This window comes from Humidesulfovibrio sp., from assembly GCF_030689645.1.
Lineage (GTDB): Bacteria > Desulfobacterota > Desulfovibrionia > Desulfovibrionales > Desulfovibrionaceae > Humidesulfovibrio.
In genome coordinates this window covers 14,521-30,990 of sequence record NZ_JAUYFU010000058.1, presented here as the reverse complement: position 1 = coordinate 30,990, position 16,470 = coordinate 14,521, and the positions used below count along the sequence as shown (strand labels likewise).

General features: G+C 63.8%; 12 protein-coding genes. 3 read left to right on the top strand and 9 right to left on the bottom strand.

Features of this window, described 5'->3' with window-relative positions; translation table 11 throughout:
• The 3 genes from glmS to Q8O35_RS08980 form a co-directional block, all read right to left on the bottom strand.
• The coding region (gene glmS, locus Q8O35_RS08990) for a glutamine--fructose-6-phosphate transaminase (isomerizing) (protein WP_305572410.1) at positions 1–1,736 on the bottom strand (1,736 nt) is incomplete at its 3' end.
• Between the two features lie 32 nt (positions 1,737–1,768).
• Positions 1,769–2,401: an RdgB/HAM1 family non-canonical purine NTP pyrophosphatase gene (gene rdgB, locus Q8O35_RS08985; protein WP_305572408.1), complete on the bottom strand. Its 633-nt coding sequence runs from the start codon at positions 2,399–2,401 to the stop codon at positions 1,769–1,771.
• Positions 2,402–2,410: 9 nt separating this feature from the next.
• Positions 2,411–3,886: a nitrogen regulation protein NR(II) gene (locus Q8O35_RS08980; RefSeq protein ID WP_305572405.1), complete on the bottom strand. Its 1,476-nt coding sequence runs from the start codon at positions 3,884–3,886 to the stop codon at positions 2,411–2,413.
• Between the two features lie 140 nt (positions 3,887–4,026).
• Here Q8O35_RS08980 and rimO point away from each other — a divergent pair, with 140 nt between their 5' ends.
• From rimO to Q8O35_RS08965, 3 genes are all read left to right on the top strand, one after another.
• On the top strand, positions 4,027–5,331 hold the full coding sequence (rimO, locus tag Q8O35_RS08975) for a 30S ribosomal protein S12 methylthiotransferase RimO (RefSeq protein WP_305572403.1): 1,305 nt from the start codon (positions 4,027–4,029) through the stop codon (positions 5,329–5,331).
• Positions 5,332–5,685: 354 nt separating this feature from the next.
• Entirely contained in the window at positions 5,686–6,513 is an 828-nt protein-coding gene (locus tag Q8O35_RS08970) for a C-GCAxxG-C-C family protein (RefSeq protein ID WP_305572401.1), read from the top strand.
• A gap of 598 nt (positions 6,514–7,111) precedes the next feature.
• Complete coding sequence (locus tag Q8O35_RS08965; RefSeq protein ID WP_305572399.1) at positions 7,112–8,158, top strand: radical SAM protein; 1,047 nt, start codon at positions 7,112–7,114, stop codon at positions 8,156–8,158.
• Between the two features lie 279 nt (positions 8,159–8,437).
• Here Q8O35_RS08965 and Q8O35_RS08960 read toward each other — a convergent pair whose 3' ends face one another.
• The 6 genes from Q8O35_RS08960 to serS all read right to left on the bottom strand — a co-directional run bounded on the left by Q8O35_RS08960 (position 8,438) and on the right by serS (position 16,372).
• Positions 8,438–8,731 carry a hypothetical protein gene (locus Q8O35_RS08960; RefSeq protein WP_305572397.1) on the bottom strand — a complete coding sequence of 98 codons (294 nt, stop codon included), beginning with the start codon at positions 8,729–8,731 and terminating at the stop codon, positions 8,438–8,440.
• Between the two features lie 16 nt (positions 8,732–8,747).
• A complete protein-coding gene (locus tag Q8O35_RS08955; RefSeq protein WP_305572395.1) occupies positions 8,748–10,160 on the bottom strand; it encodes a sigma-54 dependent transcriptional regulator in 1,413 nt (470 codons plus the stop codon).
• 43 nt (positions 10,161–10,203) lie between these two features.
• A complete protein-coding gene (locus Q8O35_RS08950; protein WP_305572393.1) occupies positions 10,204–12,624 on the bottom strand; it encodes a DUF3365 domain-containing protein in 2,421 nt (806 codons plus the stop codon).
• A 142-nt stretch (positions 12,625–12,766) separates the two neighbouring features.
• Positions 12,767–12,934 carry a hypothetical protein gene (locus Q8O35_RS08945; protein ID WP_305572391.1) on the bottom strand — a complete coding sequence of 56 codons (168 nt, stop codon included), beginning with the start codon at positions 12,932–12,934 and terminating at the stop codon, positions 12,767–12,769.
• Between the two features lie 47 nt (positions 12,935–12,981).
• A complete protein-coding gene (locus Q8O35_RS08940) occupies positions 12,982–14,421 on the bottom strand; it encodes a putative sulfate exporter family transporter (RefSeq protein ID WP_305572389.1) in 1,440 nt (479 codons plus the stop codon).
• 673 nt (positions 14,422–15,094) lie between these two features.
• Positions 15,095–16,372, bottom strand: a complete 1,278-nt coding sequence (gene serS / locus Q8O35_RS08935) for a serine--tRNA ligase (protein ID WP_305572387.1) — start codon at positions 16,370–16,372, stop codon at positions 15,095–15,097.
• Positions 16,373–16,470: the final 98 nt, after the last annotated feature.

Sequence of the window (16,470 nt, the reverse complement as noted above, 5' to 3'; positions counted from 1 at the left end):
GCGGGCAGAATGACAAAGGCCGCCAGCGGTCCGGCTGCCCTGGGCAGGGTCCAGGGGTGCTCCACGGCCAGGTCCAGCCCCTCGTTGGTGAGGGCGATGATCTCGCCAGCGCGCGCCTGCACCTCCACCAGATTGGACTTCACCTTGGGGAAGAACTCGTCGTCCAGCGCCATGGCGAAGGTGGGGAAGTGCGGGTCGATGAGGGCGATGGGACCGTGCTTCATCTCGCCTGCGGCGTAGCCCTCGGCATGAATGTAGCTTATTTCCTTGAGTTTTAGCGCGCCTTCCAGGGCCAGGGGGAAGCTTGGGCCGCGGCCCAGGTACAGGAAGCTCGTGGCCTCGGAGTAATGGCGCGACAGGCGCTGGGCAGTGGTGCGAAGGCCGGGCAGGGCGGTTTCCAGAACCTGCGGCATGGCCTGCATCTCGCGCACCATCTGTGCGCAGGCGTCTTCGGTCATGTTCCCGGCCCGCCGCCCCCAGTAGAGGGTCAGAAGCAGCAGGGCGGCCAGCTGGCTGCACATGGCCTTGGTGGAGGCCACGCTGATTTCCGGTCCTGCCTGGCTGTAGACCACGTAGTCGGCCTCGCGGGAGATGCTGGAGCCCACCACGTTGCACAGGCCGATGACCGGCAGGCCGCGGCCTTTGGCCAGCTTGATGCCGGCCATGGTGTCCATGGTCTCGCCGCTTTGGCTGATGGCCAGCACCACGCCGTTTTTCGGCAGGATGGGCTCGCGGTAGCGGAACTCGGAGGCTATCTCCACCTGCACCGGGATGCCCGCGTATTTCTCCAGCAGGTACATGCCCCACAGCCCGGCGTGGTAGCTGGTGCCGCAGGCAACGATGTGCAGGCGCTCGGGCACGGGGAGCGCGTCCAGCTCCGGCAGGCGCACCTGGCCGGTCAGCTGGTCGATGCGGCCCAGCATGCAGTCGCGGATGACCTTGGGCTGCTCGAAGATTTCCTTGAGCATGAAGTGCTTGTACCCGCCTTTCTCGGCGGCCTGCACGTCCCAGTTGATGTGGCTGACCTTCTTGTCCACGGGCTTCAGCGTGGCGGTCTCCATGACCTCCCAGGTGCTGGCCGTGATCTTGACCAGTTCGCCGTCCTCCAGAAACACCACGTCGCGGGTGTAGGGCAAAAAGGCCGGGATGTCTGAGCCGAAGAAGTTTTCGCCGGTGCCGATGCCCATGACCAGCGGGCTGGCCACGCGGGTGGCCCACAGGGTGCCGGGGTGGTCGGCGCTCATGACCACGATGGCGTAGGCGCCCTCCACGCGGGCAAGGGCTTTGGAGATGGCGCGGGTCACGTCGCCGCCGGCGGCCTCAAGGCAGTCGGCGATGAGGTTCACCAGCACTTCCGAGTCCGTGTCGGAGCGGAAGATGACGCCTTTGACCGCAAGCTCGGCCTTGATCTCCTGGTAGTTCTCGATGATGCCGTTGTGGATGATGGCGAGCTTGCCCGAGTGGTCCAGGTGCGGGTGGGCGTTCTTTTCCACCGGGGGGCCGTGGGTGGCCCAGCGGGTGTGGCCCATGCCCGTGGTGGCCGAAAAAACATGCTGGCTTTCCAGCTTTTTTTCCAGGTTCGCCAGCTTGCCGTCGGCCCGGATGACCGAAAGCCGCCCGCCCTGGACGTAGCTTACGCCGGCCGAGTCGTAGCCGCGATATTCAAGACGGCGCAGGCCTTCCACAACGAGGGGGACGGCGGGCCGATGTCCGCAGTAGCCGATGATTCCGCACATGGGGATACTCCGTTGGCAGAAGGGGATTCGTATCAGCGCGAGGCGCGTGCCCAGAAATCGGGCCAGTTCTCAAGCAGCGCGCGCAGTGCGCGCCCCCGGTGGGAACGGGCGTTCTTCTCCGCAGGGGAGAGCTCCGCCGCGCTTTGGCCCAGGTTCTGGTCCAGGAAAAGGGGATCGTAGCCGAATCCGCCAGCGCCGCGCGGGGACGGCAGCACCCGGCCTTCCCAGCGGCCTTCGGCCAGCAGTTCCGCGCCGTTGGGGGCGATGGCAGCCACGAGGCTTATGAAGCGGCAGCCGCGTTTGGCTTCCGCCACGTCCTTCAGGGCGTCCAGAAGCTTCAGGTTGTTCTTCTCGTCTGTGGCGTCGGGGTCGGAGTAGCGGGCGGAGTAGACGCCGGGAGCGCCGGAGAGGGCGTCCACCTCAAGGCCGGAGTCGTCGGCCAGGGCCACAAGGCCGGTGGCCTGGGCCACGGTGCGCGCCTTGAGGGCCGCGTTCTCGGCAAAGGTGGTTCCGGTTTCCTCAATCTCCCCGATGTGCGGGAAATCGCCCAAGCCCAGCACGCTGAAGCCGAGTCCGGCCAGCAGGGCTTCCAGTTCCTTGATCTTGCCCGCGTTGCGGGTGGCCAGGACGAGTACTTTTTTCAGGGGTTCTTTGGCTTGGCTCATGGATGGACTCTACCTGTCCGCCTCCTGTTTCGCAACCGCCAGTTGCGGGGGCAGGTGCAGGGCTACGCGGGTGCCTTCTCCGGGAACGCTGGACAGTTCCACCGTGCCGCCCAGGTCATCCAGAATCTTCTTTATCATGGCGAGGCCCAGACCCGTGCCGCGGCCCTTGGTGCTGAAGAATGGGCTGAAGACCTTGTCGCGGATGTCCGGGGCGATGCCCTGGCCCGTATCATCCACTTCCAGGATCACGCGGGCGGCGTGGAGGCTTGTGCGCACGGACAGGGTGCCGCCTGTGGGCATGGCCTCCAGAGAGTTTTTCACGAGGTTGATGAGGCACTGCTTGATGAGCTCGGCGTCGGCCTTGACCAGGGGCAGCTCGTCGGTGAGGACCAGCACCGGGGTGATGCTCAGGTTCTCGCAGGCCATGCCCATGAGCTCCATGGTGTCGCGCACGATCTGGTTCAGGTCGGACAGGCCGTTGGACTCCACTGGCTTGGCGAAGGTGAGGATGCTTTTGAGAATGCTGTCCAGGCGCTTGGATTCCTCGATGATGATTTCGATCTTCTCGCGGGCGGCGGGCTCGCCCACCGTGCGCAGGAGCTGGTTGGCGAAGCCGCCGATGGCGAAAAGCGGATTTCGTATCTCGTGGGCGATGTAGGTGCTCATCTCGCCTATGGAGGCCAGTCGTTCGGACTGCTGAAGGCGCTGCTCCATCTGGGTGCGGCTGGTTATGTCGCGGCGGATGCACAAATAGCTTGTGCGCTGGCCCGCCTCGCCCTGGATGGGATTGACGTATTCGCGGGTGTAGTGCAACAGCCCTTCGGCGTCCACGTGGGCCAGTGTGGCCTCCATGGCTTCGCCGGTGGCCAGGGCGTGCTCAAGGGGGGGCAGGCCCACGAAGTTTCCGTTCAACCCCTCTGGCACGCGGAAAAAATTTCGCAGCGGCTTGCCCACGATGTCGCTTTTGGGCAGGCCCTGGGATTCCAGCGCCGCCTTGTTGCAGTCAAGCACCAGGCCGTCTCCGTCCGCCAGGACGATTTCTTCCTTGAGCTGGTCGATGATGCCTTTAAGCAGGGTCTGGGTGTGCAGCAGGTCGATCTTGCAGGCCACCCACATCTGGTCCGAGGACAAAAGCCGCAGGAAAAAACTGGCCGCGCCGCGCTCCACCAGGGTTATGGACAGGGGCAGGCCCTTGCGCAGCTGGCTTATGACGGCTTCTCTGCCCGTGGTTTCTATGACGAGGTTCAGGTCCGGGTGGCTTTCAAGCATCTGGCGCCAGCCGGGATGGACCGGCAGCCCCAGGGTGTTGGCGAAGTCGCTGCCTGGCGGGGCTTCGTCGTGCAGGGCCATGGCCTTGATGCCCAACTGGGCAAGGACGCGTTCGTTCCCCAGGGATGCGAAAAGTTCCCAGAAAGGCACCAGCGACGACTTGTCGCCGACGAGTCCGATGCGGTATTGCTTGTCCGCCCGCAAGGAATCAACCATGCGCGGGCCTCCTTTCGCGTCCGGGGGCGACGCGCGATCCTTATAACTCGAAAGGATGCTCTGGCTTGACATCCTACACGAGTCCGGCCAAAGCGCAACATTCCTCCCGTAAATCCCCTACTGCCAACGAGGAGAGCCACATGTCCCCGATCCGCGTCCATACCATCAGCCTGGGCTGCCCCAAAAACCGCGTGGATACCGAACGCATGCTCGGCGTGCTGGGCAACGGGCTGGTCCCGGCGGACAGCGCGTCCGAGGCCGACCTCGTGCTGGTGAACACCTGCGGCTTCATCCGCCCGGCGGTGGAGGAGAGCGTGGACACAATCCTCGGCGTCATCCGCGAGGCCGAAGCCGCAAGCCCCAGGCCGGTCATCGCCGTCACCGGATGCATGGTCAGCCGCTACGGGGCGGAAGACCTTTCCGCAGATTTGCCCGAGGTGGACCTCTGGCTCTCCACCCGCGAACTGGGCAACTGGCCGCAGCTTGTGGGCGCGGCCCTGGGCAAGAAGAATCTCGACGCCATGGGCCCGCGCCGCTTGAGCACAGCGCCGGGCTACGCCTATCTCAAGATTAGCGAGGGCTGCTCGCACAAGTGCGCCTTTTGCACCATCCCCAGCATCCGCGGGAAGCACGTGAGCCGCACGCTGGACGAACTGGAGCGCGAGGCTCGTCTCCTGGTGGAGCAGGGTGGCGTGCCGGAACTGGTGCTGGTGGGCCAGGACGTGACCTCCTATGGCCGCGACCTGGACATGAAGGACGGGCTCAAGCACCTGCTGGACAGGCTCATGCCCATCAAGGGGCTCAAGTGGCTGCGCCTCATGTACCTGTACCCCGCCGGACTCACAGATGGCCTCCTGAAGCATCTGGCCGGGCTGGGGCGGCCCCTTCTGCCCTATTTCGACATCCCCCTGCAGCACGCCCACCCGGAGATCCTCTCGGCCATGGGACGGCCCTTCGCCCAGGACCCCTCGCTGGTCATCGACCGCGTGCGCAAGCACTTCCCGGAAGCGGCCCTGCGCACCAGCTTCATCGTGGGCTACCCCGGCGAGACGGACAAGCACTACAAGGCGCTCAAGCAGTTCATCGAGCACACCCGCTTCACCAACATGGGCGTGTTCCCCTTTCACCAGGAGGAGGGCACCAAGGCTGCGGACCTGCCCGGGCAGGTGGCGCAAGGCGTCAAGACCCGTCGGCGCAACGCCCTCATGAAGGTGCAGGAGCAAATCAGCCGCGAGCGCCTGGAGGGGCTCATCGGCACCCGGCAGGAAGTGCTGGTGGAGGAGCCGAGCCCCGAGTGGCCAGGACTTCACACGGGCCGCGTGTGGTTCCAGGCCCCGGAGGTGGACGGCGTGACCTACGTCAGCGGCCCCAAGGTCAAGCCGGGCAAGATGGTCATGGCCGACATCGAACAGGCGCAAAGCTATGACCTGGTCGCCCTGGCCTAGGATTTGCTCCTGACTGGGACGCCCTCGGGCAGGCGCATGCCTGAGCCGTATGGGCATTGCCAGAAGGCCTCGCTCTCCGTCTCATCAAACTCATTCCATATGACGTAACACTGCGGCCGGACCGGATAGCATCCGGCCCGGCCGTTTTCTTTTTGGAACCCCGCAATTATCTGACCCTGCCTCCCAATGCATGCGGTCTGCCTCTTTCTGGTGGCGATCATGCTGCCTCACCGGAAAATTAAATACCAACAAATCAAAGCCTTGAGTCTTTGCGGCACGCGGCACGGACCTTGCTTTATGGCAGTCACGCGGCGTGGTCCGCGAGTACGAGACAGACCAAAGAGGTGGGGGAACATGACGCAAGCGAGCAGGCGAGATGTATTGGGCTGGCTGGGCGGAGCTGCGCTGGGAGGACTTCTGGTCGGTATTGGCGGCGTGGCGGCGAAGCCGGGTGAGGGGCTGGCGGCGAAAAGGCCTCTGATGGAGAAGGCGATACCTGCGGCCTGGATTCCGCGCAGACTGGATGCGGTCGAATGCGCACCCCTGGCCTATGCGGGCTACTGGCGCGATGGTTTGGGCTGCTGCTACGGCGTTTTCGAATCCATCATCGGCAGCATGGGCCGCAAGCACGGCGCGCCATACAACCAGTTTCCCTTCACCATGATGGAGGTGGGCAAGAGCGGAATTTCCGAGTGGGGCACCATTTGCGGCGCGCTCTTGGGCGCTGCCAGCGCCTTCGCCCTGTTTTGGGGCCGCAAGGAGCGCGATCCCATGGTGACTGAGCTGTTCCGTTGGTATGAGCAGACGGCGTTCCCCATATTTGATCCTGGCCAGAACGCGCTGGGCGTGGCCGGAACGCTGCCTGCCCACGCCTGCGGCTCGGTGCTCTGCCATATTTCCGTCTCCGCCTGGTGCTACGCCACAGGTACCGACGCGGCCAGCGCTCAGCGCCAGGAGCGCTGCTCGCGCATCACCGCCGACGTGGCCATTAAGGCCATTGAGATCCTGAACGCCAAGGTGGACAACGGATTCGCGCCGCGCCTCAAGTCCATGAGCGAGGAGGGCTGCCTGCCCTGCCACGCCAAGGGCAAGGCCTCGCCCGTGCTCAAGGGCCGTATGGACTGCGCGCCCTGCCACGGCGGCAGCGTTCACAATCAGGATAAATTTCGCAACCATCCGTAGCGGAGTATTTTTTGTGCTGACACGAGCCTCTGCCAACCTCAGGAGGGAGGGTGCCGAGGGGCGCCCTCCCCGCACCCCGCCAGGCCGACGATGGGCGGAGGGCGCGTGTTGACCAGAATTTTCTTCATGCGCCTCGCGCCTCCATGGAGCATGAAGACGGGGAGGGCGAACGATGCCCGCCCTCCCCGCCCCTAATGTCCGCCCCTCATGCAGGGGGGGGGCGGACATGGGGGCCTCGCGCGAATTTCTTCATGGGACCCTTGCTCCTTGGGGTGAAGAAAAGGGGAGGGCGTTCCAGATTGCCCTCCCCGCATCCGCATCCGAAGAATGACGCGTAGGCGAGGGTATTGGAATTTTCTTCAGACACCCATGCTCCTGGGATGAAGAAAGGGGAGGGGCCGCACGTCCCTCCCCACCATTTCCTGGGCCAGGTGACATGCCGACGACTGTGCGGGCGTCACCAACATTCTGCGCGCACTCGCCATGCGCGGGCACCCTGTCCGCCTTTGCGAGATTTGAGGGCAGGATTGCTTCGAGAGTATCCACAGGTTTCAAAAGCTTCACCGCCGGAAACGCCTGTCTGGCGAAAGGAGACTGAATGAACTGGGGTTGGCAGGAACTGGTGCTGTCTCGACTGGGGGCGCCGGAACTGGACTGGGTCCAGGTAGAAATCACCACGCGCTGCAACGCCCTTTGCTGCTATTGCCCCAGAACCGCGCTCGGAGAGCGCTGGTCCAGCCAGGACATGCCAGTGGCGCTTTTCCGCTCACTGCTCCGCTTTCTTGGCCGCACCAAGCAGATACATCTGCAGGGTTGGGGAGAGCCGTTGTTGCATCCTCATTTTTTCGACATGGTGAGCTGGTGCAAGGAGAAGGGGCTGATGGTGAGCACCACCACAAACGGCAACATGTTGGATGCGGACAGCATGAAGCGCCTCGTGGAGCTGGAGGTGGACGTCATCGGCGTCAGCCTTGCGGGCGTGCGGCCTGAAACCAACGATGCCATGCGTTCCGGGACCAGCATGGCGCAGTTGGTTGCCAAGATGGGGCAGTTGGCCGAGATGAAGACGCAAATGGGACGCCAGCGGCCCGAGGTGCATCTGGCCTATCTGAATGTTTCCGATTCGTTGGAGGATCTTGCCATACTGCCGGAGCTCGCCGCGGCAATGGGGATCAGCAAGGTCATGATCAGCGAGCCGTCCCCTGCCTTGACCCCTGAAGTGCCGGGCAGAACCCATGACCGTGAACGCAAGGCCCTCGCCTTGCGGGAGGCAGCCTACAGCCGAATCCAGGCTCGCAGCCAGGGCTTGGGGGTGGATGTCTTTTGGGCCTCGTGCCTTCGGGAGTCGGCTGGGTGCGGGTGCACGGAAAATCCCGGCGCCGCCTGCGTGGTCGGGGTTGAGGGGCATGTGGCGCCCTGTGTTTTCTGCGCCGATGTTCTGGCGGGCACAGGGGAGGCCCGGGCCACCGCTTCGCTGGCGTTCGGAGATATCCGCCAAACCTCGCTGACAAGAATATGGAACGCTCCGGAATATATACGCTTCAGGACGCTCTTTTCGCCCAAGACTCTGTTGGGCGACCGGCGCTGGCCCGCACCCTGCCTGGCATGCCCGCAGCGCAAGGCGGATGATGTTCGTGAAGCATGATTCGTGCTCTGGGGGCCCGATCTTGGCGTTTGGCGCCGCATTTCTCGGCGCTTCCCGGCTGGAGTCCCGGCATGTCGAAGAGGCGTGCGGCGTTATGCCTGGCTGGAAACGGCCTTCTCCGCCCCGTGAGCCCCTGGGTTGAAGAAAAGGTGAGGGCCGCGAGCCGCACTGCCCTGACCTCCTTATATTTTTGCAGCCGCGCCCAGCCACGGGGCGCCAATGCAAACGGGGAGGCGCAACACGCTGCGCCTCCCCGTTCCTTATTCGTCCTGGCAGGGTTTACGCCTGGGCGCGCCGCAGCACGTAGGCCAGTTCGAAGATGTCCTCGCCCACGCGCAGGGTTTCGGCAATGCCGCGCGAGTACATGAAGGCCGGCCCGGGCAGGCTCATGAAGATGTCCAGGTCCTTCAGGAAGCGCAGTTCTCCCGCGTCGTTGTCCTGCTCGGCCAGCGCCGCACTGATGCGCTCCCGCAAGGCCGGGCGCTCGTCCTCGCGCAGGGAGTCCACGATCCTGCTCAACAGCGTTTCACGCTCCATGGCCGCCTCGTCCGTGGTTGCAAATGTTGCTTCCATTACTGTCTCCCTGCTTCTAGCCCTTGCGGTAGTCACCGGTGTTGATGCTGATGCGCTTCAAAATCTTCTGAAGTGAAAACCGCTCCACGCCGCTGATGCGCGCGGCCTCGGAGATGTTCCCCTGGGTGTGCTCTAGCAGGCGGTGCACGTAGCCGCGGGTGAATTCGTCCACCACAAGCTGCTTGGTTTCCTTGTAGGGCGAGAAGCTCTCACAGTACTGCGGGAGGCTGGCGCCGGACTCGGCCTGGCGCACGTGGGCGGCCTCTATGCGCTCCCCAGGGCAGAACACGGCCAGCCTGCGCACCAGGTTCAGGAGTTCGCGCACGTTGCCCGGCCAGCTGCGGCAGGAAAGATAGCTGAGGGCCTCGTTGGACAGCTCCTTCTGGGGCACGCCCAGCTCGCGGCAGACCGTGAGCAGGAAGTGGCTGGCGATGCGCGGAATGTCCTCCGTGCGCTCGCTTAAGGGGGGCACGTGGATGGCGAGCACGTTGAGCCGGAAGTACAGGTCCTCGCGGAAGGTCTGGTCGGCGATCTTGGCTTCCAGGTTCTGGTTGGTGGAGGCCAGGATGCGCACGTTGACCTTGGCGGCGTCGTTTGTGCCCACGGGCCGCACCTCGCCCTCCTGGATGACGCGCAGGAGCTTGGTCTGCACGTTGGCCGGAATGTCCCCGATCTCATCCAGCAGGATTGTGCCGCGGTTGACGGCCATAAACAGGCCCTTGCGGCTCTTGTCCGCGCCGGTGAAGGCGCCTTTGGCGTGCCCGAAAAGTTCGCTTTCCAGGAGGGCGTCCGGGATGGCCGGGCAGTTCACGGTGACGAAGGGCGCGTTGGCCCGGTGGCCCAAAGCCTGGATGGACCGGGACACGAGCTCCTTGCCTGTGCCGGATTCGCCCCGGATGAGCACCGTGTAGTCCGAGGCGGCCACGGCCACGATGGACTTGTGCAGGCGGCGCATGGCCGGGCTTTCGCCGATGAGCATGGGCCCGAGCTCGCTGTCCGCCGCCTTTTCGCGCAGGCGCATGTTTTCGGCCAGCAGCTGGCTGCGCTCCATGGCCTTGCCAACGATGCGGAACAGGTGGTCCTGGTCGATGGGCTTGGTGAGGAAATCGTAGGCGCCTTCCTTCAGGGCGGCCACGGCCGTTTCAACCGAGCCGAAGGCCGTGAGCATGATGACCGTGAGCGAGGGGTTGCGGGCCAGGGCGGCGGTGAGCAGGTTCTGGCCCGAAAGGCCCGGCATGCGCAGGTCGGTGACGAGCAGGGAGTATTCGCCGCGGTCCAGCTCCTGCAGGGCCTCGCCGCCGGATTCGCGAACCTCGAAGGTCCAGTCCGGGAACAGGCCCGCAAGCAGGCGCGAAAGGCCGACGGCGAAATCGCGCTGGTCGTCCACAATCAGCGCCGCTCCGCTGCCGGTCGCGGCGAGTCCCGTCATATGTGCGCTCCAGTCATGTGTGGATCCTCCAAGGGGTTGGGGCTTACGCCGGATTTTCCCCGGCATGGGCCGGGAAGGTCAAGAGGAATGTTGCGCCGGGCAGCCCGGTCACCTCCACCCGTCCATCCAGCTCGCGCATGAGCTCGTGCACCACGGTGAGGCCCAGGCCCGTGCCCTTTCCTATTTCCTTTGTGGTGAAGAAAGGGTCGAAGATCTGGTTCAGGTTTTCCGCTGGTATGCCCGGCCCGTTGTCCGCCACCACGAGGCGCACGGTGCGGCCAGTGGGCGAGTCCGGCCCGGCCTCGGTGCGCACCTGGATGACGCCGGTTCCGGATGGAGCCGCATCAAAGGCGTTGACCAGCAGGTTTGTCAAAATCTGCTCCAGGGCGGAGCAGTCGGCCTGGACGCGGGGCAGGCCCTCGGCCAGATCCAGGGTGAGCGCAACGCCGATCTCGTCCACCTGCACGCGGAAGATCTGCGCCAGGTCCTGCACCACGGCCCCCAGGTCGCAGGGGCCGGTTGCGGGCTTGTTGACCCGCGCCAGGCCCAGGAGATCCTGGAGCACAATTTGCGCTTTCTTCGTGTGCCGCACGATGACTTCCAGATCGTCCTGGGCCTGGACGCCCTGTTGGCTCTTTTGCAGCAGCTGGGCGTAGCAGCTAATGACCCCGAGGGGGTTGTTGATCTCGTGCGCCAGCCCGGCGGCCAGCTTGCCCAGCGCCGCCAGCTTCTCGCTCTGCTGCATCTGCGCCAGAAGCCGCTTCTCTGCGGTGGTTTCGCGGATGTAGACCACGGCCCGGCCCAGTTCGCCGACATCGCGCAGGGGATAGACGCTCACGGCCAGAGAACGCGGGCCGGGCAGCTCGAACTCCAGGCTGGACGGAGTCTGCCCGGAGATTGCCGCGGCCAGGGTTCCGTCCTGCACCGCCGGTGCGGAGATGCTGGCGAACCAGGTCTGGATGCGCGAGCCTGGTCGGATGCCCTCTGCCAAGGCGCGGGCCGAGGAGTTGGCCAGCACCACGGCCCCGCTTTCGTCCACCAGGAGCAGCGGGTCGGATATTCCTTCGAAGATGAGCTCAAGGAGCCTGTTTTGGCGCAACAACGCGTCAATGGCTTCCAGGTTCTCGATGGCGATGCCCAGCTGGTGCCCCAGGGCGAGGAGCACCTCCGGTGTCAGTTCGGGCTTCCGGGATTGCTCCCAGAACAGCCCCATGAGGCCCCGGTTGAGATCCGAGGTGGTGACCGGCACGAATACGCGGTCATCCTCCATGCGCATTGCGCCCGAGCTGACCATGTCCTGCCAGTCTGCGGGCATCTGGGATTCGCATTCCGGGCCGGGCCAGGCGTAGTGCTGCCGGCCAGAGGGCGCGCAGAGGTACATGGCACGGCTGGCGCCGAAGCGGCGGGCGATGCGCGGCAGTGCGCTGGCGATGAGATCCGCGTGGCCTTGGCTGCGGTTCAGGTCGCCCAGCAGCTCCACAAAGAGCTGCACGTCGGTCCTGTGCTCCGCCGCCTCCATGCTCAGGTCCGCCGTGCGGCTGCGGACCTTGTCCTCCAGGTTGGCGGCGTAGTCCTCCAACTGGATGCGCGCCTCGCGCAGGTGGGTGGCGAAGGCTTCAAAGGCCTCAAGAAGCGAGTGGATCTCATCGCCTTCGTCCAGCCGGTTGAGGATGGTCTGGTCCTTGGGGCTGGTGAAATGCTCACGGAAGATGGCCGAAAGCCTGCGCAGGTTCGTCACCACCAGTCGGTTGAAAAAAATGAGGATCAGGATGAACACGCCTGCAGCCACTGCGAAGAATGAGCTTCCGAACAGCGTGATGGATTCCTGAATATGCTTCACGCTCTTGTCCACAGGCATGCCGACAAAATCCAGGCCGGCCAGTTCGCCGTTCTTGCGGCCAAAGCCGCGCTTGGCGCCGTAGCGCTCGATGAGCACTCGAGGCGCGTCCTTGGGGTTGCCGTGGCAGGCCATGCACTCCTGCTCGAAAAGCACGGGCCGGGCCATGACGAAGTGCTCCACGCCCTCGATGACCTTGTATCCTCGGTAGCTGCCGCTTTGCGGGCGCTCTTGGAAGTAGCGGATGAGTTCGCGCTCCAGGTCGTTGGCGGCGGAGGCCGGGTTGCGCGGGTAGAGCGACACGCGGCGGTAAATGTACTGGTCGCGCTGTGTGTTCAGGTCCACCAGCACCTTTCGCGTGACGAAGGAGGTGCTCATGGCCTCGAGCAGAAACTCTTCCGATGGGAGGGACTGCCGCGTGGCTGGCCGCAGGATGGAGCGCACGTACGCCTGCACCGAGGACAGGTGCGAGAACACCAGCTCAGCCTTGGCCTCGGCTTCTATGTGCAGCATTTCGCGCAGGTGCCTGTTGAGGGAGAAGAGAAAAACAACCCCGAGCAGAAGAAAAATGCCTGCAAGCCCCAGAAGGAACTTGTGCTGAATCTTGCCGTGGAGATGCTTGGACATGGAGATCCTTTGCGGAAGCGTTTGTCCAGTCGTTCCAATGCGCCTCGGGGAGCCGGGAGGAGCCCGCCGCACTGGGGCCACAATGCGGCGGGCAATAGCTCGGACCGGGATATGTGTCCAGTCCGGGCGGGGCGACGGTTTACTAACTGTGGGCTGCTGGGAAGAAGACCGAACTTACCCAGTACAGGAACACCAGGGAGAACACCCCGATGCCCAGGCTCCAGCCGATGAGCTTCTTTTCCACGGGCAGCAGGGGCTCATACTCCATCTTGCTCATTTCTTCGGCGATCTTGGTTTCATCAAGCTGCATGGTCGCGCTCCTTTGTGCTTATTCTTTGTGTTGGTGCCTTTGGCTGGTTAGATGACCGGCGGCTTCATGCCGTAGAAGAACAGCCAGGATATGAACAGGCCGATCCAGATGATGAAGCCGAACAGGCAGACCATGTACACTGCGGCCAGTCTGCCTATGCCCTCGGCCCACAGCTTCTTGAAGTTGGACACCAGGCCGATGGTGAAGAAGGTGAGCAGAAAGAACAGGCCGCGGAAGGTGTTTGTGCCGGCGATGGAGGCCTTGCCGAGCTTCAGCAGTTCCGGACCGCTGGCGCACAGGGCCAGCATGACAAGGAAGGTGATGACGTAGCCCATGACGAATCGGGGGAAGCGGTCCAGCACGGCGCTGAACTTCATGCGCTCGCCGGGCTTGCAGTCGATGTACTTGCACCACACGATGGCCAGGACGAAGGACCAGATGCCGATGAACACGTCGATGAAGATCTTGATGGTGGTGGCGGTCATGGTGACCCAGCCTTCCTGGTACTGCACGCCGGTTTCGGCGAAGACCTTGGCCCGGATCAGCGCGTCGGTGATGGCGCCGGAGGCGATGGCGCCGCCGTCGCTCTTCACCGCCAGGCCCATCCAGGCGCCGGCCACCAGGGGATGGCCCGAGAGGCCCCACTGTGCGAGGAAGGGCAGGATGAGCATTTCGATGCAGGTGAACACGACCACCAGCGAAGAGACCATGATGGGCACAACTGGCCGGGCGCGGATGGCGCCGCCTGTGGCGATGGATGCGGAAACGCCGCAGATGGAGATGCCGGAGGCCAGGGGCGCGGCCCACTCGCGGCTGAACTTGAAGTGCTTGCGCGCGACGTAGTACACAAGGGCCCAGTATATTAGGTAGGCTTCGATGATGGCGCACAGGCCCCGGAAGATGATGGAGGATGCCAGGCCCATGGCGTCCACGGCCTTCACGCCGAGCTCCGCGCCAAGGATGACGATGGCGATCTTGATGTACATTTCAGGGCGCAGTGCTTCCTTCATCTTGTCGGCGAAACCCGGGGTGACGTTGCCGAAGAAGATGCCGGCCAGCAGGGCGATGATGAAGCCCGCCTCGCCCGTGAGGCCGAGGGACCAAGGGATGCCGAGCTTCGCGACCTTGTCCGGGGTGGCGGCGATTTGCGCGAAGTGCCCTAAGGCGTAGCAGGTTATGCTGATGAAGAAGACAAGCGTGAAGGACTTGATGAACTTCGGCACGTCGCCGCCCAGGAACTTCACGCCCACACTCAAGAACGCGGTGATGAACACATAGGTGAGCCCGAGGGCGGCAAGGCCGGGCATGTCCTTGTACGTTCCCGTGGCCGCCTTGAAAATCTTGTCCGCAGTGACCCAGACGTTTGTCCTGACGCTCCAGCCCAGGGCATCCACCCCGGCGAAGTTGAGCGCCCCGAGCAGAAAGAGGAAGAGCCCCATGATGAGCGCGAGCTTGTCCTCTGTCAGCCATCTCTTTTGTTCCGCCATGTGAACCTCCTTACCACTCCTGTTTGATGTAGACTCTGCGGCGGCCACCCCTGGCGCGCCGTGCCTTGCTTTGTGGCCCATGGGATCGGGCCTGGTTTCCTGTCCTGCGGCAAAGCTGCTGTCCGCCTTGAAGAGGGTTGCCCCTCTCCTCCCACCGCTTGGGGTAAAGCAAGACGAGGGCCACTTGTTCTGATTTCTATTGTTCTGTTTTTGTTAGATAAAATATTCGAATGGCCAAGCTGTGCGCCAACCTGAGTTGGCGTTGTGCCTTGTGAAAAAGGCAGCGGCGCTGGAGGTGGGAGGCGGAACAGAAGAAACTCCCTGCGGATGCATCAGCCAGATGCAGGAAGGTTTGGAACGCCTTGCCGGTGCAGAATTTTCAGCACCCGGAAAGATGTTCTAGACTTATTCTAAAAAATATTTGGATGAGATTGAAAAGAGAGAGGGCTTCCCTGGAGCCCGCATGGCGCCTTGGGTCTTGATGAAGCGCATATGGTTATGGGGTATTCCGTTGGCGATGGCGGCAGTGCGGCTCTCTCTCATGGCCAGCCTAGGTTGGGAGGACGATTCCCATTGTGATGCCACGTTCAAACGCAAAAAAGGCCGGACCGAGCAGAGCGGTCCAGCCTTTTCATTCAGCTTGGTGGAAGCCGGATCTCCCCGGCGCTTCCTTCTACTTCATCGTTATTCTGTCCAGCCCGCCCATGTAAGGGCGCAGGGCTTCGGGCAGTATGACGCTGCCATCGGCCTGCTGGCCGTTTTCAAGCACGGCCACCAGGGCGCGGCCCACGGCCAGGCCGGAGCCGTTCAGGGTGTGCAGGAACTCGCTCTTCTTCGCGCCCTTGGCCTTGAAGCGGATGTTCGCGCGCCGGGCCTGGAAGTCCTGGAAGTTGGAGCAGCTCGATATCTCGCGGTACTTGTTCTGGCCGGGCAGCCATACTTCGATGTCGTAGGTCTTGCAGGACGAGAAGCCCAGGTCGCCGCCGCACAGGGCGATGACGCGGTAGTGCAGGCCCAGGCGCTGCAACACCATCTCCGCATGGCTGGTCAAGAGTTCCAGGTCAGCCATGGACTTCTCCGGGTGGGAAAAGCGCACAAGCTCCACCTTGTGGAACTGGTGCTGGCGGATGAGGCCCCTGGTGTCCTTGCCGTAGCTGCCCGCCTCGGAGCGGAAGCAGGGGGTGAGGGCGACGTAGGCCGTGGGCAGCTGGTCCTCCTCCATCACCTCGCCTGCGTGCAGGTTGGTCACCGGCACCTCGGCGGTGGGGATGAGGTAGTACTCCTGGCCCTCGATCTTGAAGAGGTCTTCCTCGAACTTCGGCAACTGGCCGGTGCCGGTCATGGCCTGCTTGTTGACCATGAAGGGCGTCAGCACCTCGGTGTAGCCGTTCTCGGCGGCGCAATCGAGCATGAAGGCGCCCAGGGCGCGCTCCAGCTTTGCGGCCCAGCCGAAGCTGACGCAGAAGCGCGAGCCGGTGATCTTGCCGGCGCGCTCGAAATCCAGCCCGCCGAGCGCCTGGCCAAGCTCCCAGTGTTCCTTGGGGGGGAAGGAGAGTTCAGGCTTAACGCCCCAGTGGCGCAGCACCGGGTTGTCTTCCTCGCCCGCGCCTTCGGGCGTGGATTCATGCGGGATGTTGGGCATCTTGAGCAGCCAGTCGGATTCGCTGGCCTCGATGACGGCCAGCTCGGCGTCCAGCTCCTTGATGCGCTCGCCCATTTTGGACATGGCGGCCATGAGCTCGCTTGCGTCCTGGCCCGCACGCTTGAGCTTGGCGACTTCCGCCGAGCCCTGGTTGCGTTCGGCCTTGAGGCCCTCGGCTTCGCGGATGAGGGCGATGCGCGCCTCGTCCAGCCGGGCGAACTCGGCCACGTCGGGTTCGGTTTTGCAGCGCTTTTTGAGGCCCTGGCTTACTGCGTCCAGGTTTTTCTGCACGAATTTCAGGTCAAGCATGGTCGTCTCCTTGAGCTTGGGGCGCGCCACTTGCGAAGAGCACAGGCGCGCATCCCGCCGTGTACCCAAAGCCGGGCCGGGAATAAAGGGGGAAATTG

Excerpts from the sequence above, each read along its gene's own strand:
- rdgB (WP_305572408.1), bottom strand. The coding sequence starts at position 2,401 with ATGAGCCAAGCCAAAGAACCCCTGAAAAAAGTACTCGTCCTGGCCACC.
- Q8O35_RS08980 (WP_305572405.1), bottom strand. The coding sequence starts at position 3,886 with ATGGTTGATTCCTTGCGGGCGGACAAGCAATACCGCATCGGACTCGTC.
- rimO (WP_305572403.1), top strand. The coding sequence starts at position 4,027 with ATGTCCCCGATCCGCGTCCATACCATCAGCCTGGGCTGCCCCAAAAAC.
- Q8O35_RS08970 (WP_305572401.1), top strand. The coding sequence starts at position 5,686 with ATGACGCAAGCGAGCAGGCGAGATGTATTGGGCTGGCTGGGCGGAGCT.
- Q8O35_RS08965 (WP_305572399.1), top strand. The coding sequence starts at position 7,112 with ATGAACTGGGGTTGGCAGGAACTGGTGCTGTCTCGACTGGGGGCGCCG.
- Q8O35_RS08960 (WP_305572397.1), bottom strand. The coding sequence starts at position 8,731 with ATGGAAGCAACATTTGCAACCACGGACGAGGCGGCCATGGAGCGTGAA.
- Q8O35_RS08955 (WP_305572395.1), bottom strand. The coding sequence starts at position 10,160 with ATGACGGGACTCGCCGCGACCGGCAGCGGAGCGGCGCTGATTGTGGAC.
- Q8O35_RS08950 (WP_305572393.1), bottom strand. The coding sequence starts at position 12,624 with ATGTCCAAGCATCTCCACGGCAAGATTCAGCACAAGTTCCTTCTGGGG.
- Q8O35_RS08945 (WP_305572391.1), bottom strand. The coding sequence starts at position 12,934 with ATGCAGCTTGATGAAACCAAGATCGCCGAAGAAATGAGCAAGATGGAG.
- Q8O35_RS08940 (WP_305572389.1), bottom strand. The coding sequence starts at position 14,421 with ATGGCGGAACAAAAGAGATGGCTGACAGAGGACAAGCTCGCGCTCATC.
- serS (WP_305572387.1), bottom strand. The coding sequence starts at position 16,372 with ATGCTTGACCTGAAATTCGTGCAGAAAAACCTGGACGCAGTAAGCCAG.